The sequence below is a fragment of the Acetobacter cerevisiae genome, from assembly GCF_001580535.1.
GTDB lineage: Bacteria > Pseudomonadota > Alphaproteobacteria > Acetobacterales > Acetobacteraceae > Acetobacter > Acetobacter cerevisiae.
In genome coordinates, this window is the sequence record NZ_LHZA01000068.1 from 1 (window position 1) to 4,881 (window position 4,881).

Genomic DNA, 4,881 nt, shown 5'->3' on the forward strand with positions numbered 1-4,881 from the left:
AGATCTTTTCTATGACTGACATGAGGGCGACTGCCGCCAGTCTGCTTAATTCTTGAAGCCGACAGGCAGATTTGGGAGGGGAAAGCAGAATGTCGGGTATCGGGAATAAATGACTGAATACTGCCATTCACAGCTTTCACGCTCATGACGGCTATCGATCAAGTCACGCTGTTCCGGGGCAGCCTCTGGAACGTCCAATTGGGTGTCTACTGGTCGGTCACGCGCAAAGTTCGGTTATTCCGCGCCTATGCCGAAATCAGTGCCATTATCTGGATCGCTTAACGCGTGGGTTATTTACACTCGTCCACCCATCCGGACCCTCTCATGACAGATATCAATGCCGCGCTCGAACAGTAGGTTTTCGAAATTCCGCAATGATAGCGGAATGCTGAACCCAGAATGTCAGGATTTAGCCGGGACGGACATTGCCGTAGACGCAAGCGCGATGAGCGAATTTTTCAGTGGTTCCGTCGGTCCGGTTTACCCAGAAGCACTTGGTGCCATAATCAGCGGTCCTCACACTGAAATCAGCGACGCCCGAGCTGATCTTCTTATCACCCTCTGGGTGGCGAGCCAACGCTGCAATCAAAATCTTTGAGTCTTCCGCACTCACTTTGTCCCCGACATCATACTTGTGCAGGATAGCATTGAGGTAGGCGACAGCATCACCTTTGTTAGCGAAATGTAGTTCACCCAAGCTAAAAGGTTTCGCAGGCATGTTTATCCTCCCTTGTTACGGACTAACGGTATCCGGACTGCCTTGATCGATGGCAAGTATCTTCCCTCGAATTTCCCGAACGATGATCGCTGGGATGTCCATTGTATCGAACTGGTCGTCGCGCTGCCGAATCCACGTCATACATTCCTCTTTGGTAAGGTTATCTCGCGCGATCTTTTCGTAGAGGCTTACGGCACTCATACGAGATAGGCCCATCTCCATGAGAGATAGCAGAGTGCGCGTTGACACGCCGAACTCCAGCTGGGTGCCGATATCGAGATCGGTATCGATCAAATCTTCACGATCGATCTCGCGGAAATATAGATGCAAAATGTCCATGTAAGCCGAGAGATATTTTGGCGCTTTGAAGCGAGCCACCTGCTCGACGTGTTCCATTGTTTGTCTGATTAACTTCGGCAGGACAAACTTCCGACCATGCCTGTTGTGATAATCGATATTCGCTCTGATCATAGCCGCGAGGGAAAAACCTTTCAGCCACTGAACGACGATCACGACGTATAAGGGGATCAGGCTATCCGGCATGAACGCCGGATAGAGATGCTCGTTGATCCTTCGCATAATGGTGACGAAGCGATCATAGCTGTCCTGGCTTTCGACCGGCGCCGGTATCAGGTTTTCGACATCCTTTTCGTAGGCCCGAAAAGCTTCCAGCAATGACTGAAGGCCAAGCGCGCTCACGCCTGGGTGTCGCTCCGAGAAGCCTGATCCGATCTCGATCTTGTCAGCCAAAGCAGCAAGTTGCTCGTCGGTTTTTGCGATGGTATTAGGACTGTGACGCTTTGCGAAGCTCGCCTGCGCAATCGAGCCCAGTCGCAAGTAGGTGGATAGGAGATATGCTCCAACCTGTTCGAACCGGCCGACTTCGGCCAATTCGAAGAGGGGTGTATCTGCCCTTCTCTCCAGGTAATCAGCCATGCCGTCACCGGTCTCCAAAACAGCGTCGCTTTCGCGTTTAATCGGATAGCGCGAGCGGATCGGCACGCCATTAGGCCAAGCTGTTGTGTCATCCGGGTCGATGCACACGATATTACCCTGAAACTCGTTGCCCCACCTCCCAGCACGACCAGCGAGGTTCCAAAAATCATGGGGCTCCATCGGATTTCCCATACCTTTGCGGGGACCACGGACCACGATGGTCCGACAGGACAAATTGACACCCTCGATCAGGGTAGAGGTGCAGACAAGAAAGCGGATTTTGCCGCTTCTGAAGAGCCGTTCTACTTCCTGTCGGATCAATGACGGCATATTGCCGTAGTGGAAAGCAACACCCTTCAGAACGAGCGACGCGAGGGCAAAATTTGGGTGAACACCCTTCCGCGCTAGGTCTGCCAATTCGATCAGTTCCTTGTCGGTCCCGTCGATCGCGGGGACAAGCTGGGCGATCAAGTCGGCGATATCTTCGGCATCACCAGCTCGGTTGGCATAAACCAGCGTCCCGCCTCGTTCACCCACTGCGGCTGCAATGAAGGCCAGTTTTTTAGTGGCGTTATTAGGTGAGCTAGCAAGCTTCAAAACACCTACGGACTGGGATGCCGTCCCCTCTTTTATTGACAGATTCCAGAGTTTTGGCTTGCGCGGGACTTGCTCGGCGATGATCAGGTTCTGAATGACCGTCGGGGCGTCGCTATCGACGGCGTCCGTTTTCGCTGTCCCCGGGGCATCGGCCAATAACTCCTCGGGATTTTGCGTGGCCGGGCTGATGAAGACCACTTTGAGATCATCATTCGAGCGCTCTAGCCGCTCGATCGCATCCTGCAAAATGACGCCGCGCTGATTGTCGCCGATCTTGTGAGCCTCATCGACGATAAGCAGATCGACGTGCACGTCTTTTCCGAGAACATTGGCTAACAGATGCAGCCGCTCCTGCGTAAATACCAGGATGAGCTTCTTTCCGCCTAACTGAGCGGCATCATACTTCTCTGGTAGAGGAAGAGACGACACTTCAATCTCTGCCGCCTTGCCCAAAAGCTGCGCCAAATTTGTCTCAATCTCGGAAACAAGTGCACGCGTGGGTGCTAAGTAGACCGATACCCGTGTTTCGGCCGAGCGCATATGATTTATCAGCCATTGCAGGACGAGGAAGGTCTTACCGGATGCTGTGGGCGCCGAGGCCGACAGCCAATTATTCAGTGTGGCGCTATCCCAGAACCGTTGCTGAAAATCATTGACCTGAAGCCAGTGGCCGCTGGATTCTATCAGAACCGAATGATCTAGTTTGCGACGCTGGGCCTCCATCCGTAGACCAAAACCTAACCGACCTTCTAGGTTCGTTTCGAGCAGCTTACGGTCGTTCGCCAGGTCAACAGCTCGAAAATTTGTCAGCTTGCCTAGAAGGACGGCTCCCGCGTCCTTCACTGGCTGAGTGTCAGCCATCGTCACGGCTCCGGTCGCGATGCGCAAAGCCGCTTCCTGATGCTGTCGAAATGCTGATCGAGCCAAAATGCTGCCCGCGAACAGCAGACGGTGCCAATCGATAGGAGCTGTCTCCACAGTTTCGGGCGCGAGGTGATCGAGTTCTGTCCGAACGGCCAAACGCGTGAGGATTTCGACATCATCTTTAACCCCCTCGTCCATCAGCCATGTTGCGAGTTGGTCGAGGCTCATTCAGTAAGCCCCATCGCTTTGAGAAACGCCTTTCGGAAACCATCTGCCGAGGGCAACGGGATGCACAGCACCTCGATTTCAATTTGATTAAGCTTCTCGGCTGTCAGTTGCTTGCCGATAGGGGTTTTCAAATTTTCCAGTTCGGCCTTCGCCGCTTTGGCGATCTCTTCCGCTATGCCCTTTACGCCGTCGGTCGGATAGTAATCCGCATCAAATCCAATCAGAGCGATGCCGCAGTAACGAACGCGCTTGGATTGCTTTGAGTTCTTGTTGAAATATTGCCGGAGAGCCGTCGTGACGATTGGATCCGACAGGTCGGCTTTATCACTCAGAAGGATTAGGTCCTTTTCTCGCTCCGCGCCCTCATGATCGGGCTCGATCAGGAAAGGCGCGATTGACGCGAAGCACTTTTTGATGCCGTCTCCAACATCCTTGTAGACTTTGGACTCACCCCAAAAGAGCTTCAAAATTCCGTCTTCTGTGACGCCAGCGTAAACGCCGTCTGCGCCATGATAATGCATGCGGGTGTCGGTTTTCAGGTCCATTTTGCAGAGGATTTGTGGGAGCTTCAAAAAGCGCTCGGCAAGCAGAAACAGCAGCATCTCCCCGCCCTCGCCCGTGAGGGCAAGATCGGTAAAAGACCGTTTCGCTTCCTCGTGAAGTGCGGCGACTGCCTCGCCGCTATTCCATCTCTCATCCCGCGCCTTCGCGTCAGCCATTTTCGCGCGTGGGATCGCATAATTGGTCACTGCGTTTCGCATAAACTCCGCAAGCCGGTGCGGATCGACGCGGCCATTCGCGTCGACTGTCAGACAGTGACAGTGAATTTTTACTTTGTGTCCATCGAGAACGGCATCACGCTCGACGAGTTCAAGGTGAACTTCGAGAGTCTCAGGATTGCCGGTAAGCGCGGCATCCAAATTCTCGACAGTGATATTAGACAGGTCGTCCCCTCCAACGTCGCAACCGGCATACGGTCAGCTTCCATATTATAGGTTATTTGCCAAGCCGTGTCCCGAGGGTATTTATGATCCGGTTTAGGCCGAACAGCCAATCCAGCCCTACCAAGCTCATCGAAGCGTCAGGGAGACAACCATCGTAAGTCATAAGGTGTGTCGTCGGTGATGACGAAGCGCGCCCGAAACGACAGGGGAAAGATGGTAGATGCGTGCGGATGTCAGCGATTGACAAATAATCTGCCGCCCGACACGTTGCGTGGAAAAGGCAAGCAAGTCCCAAACTCTCTTTATCGCGGCTCGCCCGGGAATGTCGGCTTTCGGGCAACCACCATCACCACTTTGATGTCTACCTTGAGGGCGACTGCCGCCTGTCTGCTTTGTTTTTTCTGAGGCGACAGACGGTCAATTATGTCGAGTAAAAACTCATTCATGAACGCGTCTCTCATCCGGGCAGTGCAGATCTGATCCGTCCATGTGCACACCAGCTCCACACTGAAGAACTGGAGCCGTCTGGACTGCAAACGTACTTTCAGAGGCCCGTCCGCTAAGATGACTAGGTGTTTGGTCCCGGGGTTTGAT

General features: G+C 53.5%; 5 protein-coding genes. 1 reads left to right on the forward strand and 4 read right to left on the reverse strand.

Features of this window, described 5'->3' with window-relative positions:
* Positions 1-144: 144 nt before the first annotated feature.
* Positions 145-282: a hypothetical protein gene (locus tag AD928_RS14625; RefSeq protein ID WP_156470023.1), complete on the forward strand. Its 138-nt coding sequence runs from the start codon at positions 145-147 to the stop codon at positions 280-282.
* Between the two features lie 127 nt (positions 283-409).
* Here AD928_RS14625 and AD928_RS00715 read toward each other — a convergent pair whose 3' ends face one another.
* From AD928_RS00715 to AD928_RS15030, 4 genes are all read right to left on the reverse strand, one after another.
* Entirely contained in the window at positions 410-718 is a 309-nt protein-coding gene (locus AD928_RS00715; RefSeq protein WP_062247465.1) for a DCL family protein, read from the reverse strand.
* A gap of 15 nt (positions 719-733) precedes the next feature.
* Positions 734-3,343, reverse strand: coding sequence for a DEAD/DEAH box helicase (locus AD928_RS00720; protein ID WP_062247466.1), 2,610 nt, complete (start codon positions 3,341-3,343; stop codon positions 734-736).
* Entirely contained in the window at positions 3,340-4,263 is a 924-nt protein-coding gene (locus AD928_RS00725) for a HamA C-terminal domain-containing protein (RefSeq protein ID WP_233419873.1), read from the reverse strand. The genes AD928_RS00720 and AD928_RS00725 overlap by 4 nt, the downstream gene beginning before the upstream one ends.
* A 326-nt stretch (positions 4,264-4,589) precedes the next feature.
* A partial coding sequence (locus tag AD928_RS15030; protein ID WP_209436626.1) for a hypothetical protein occupies positions 4,590-4,881 on the reverse strand: 292 nt, incomplete at its 5' end.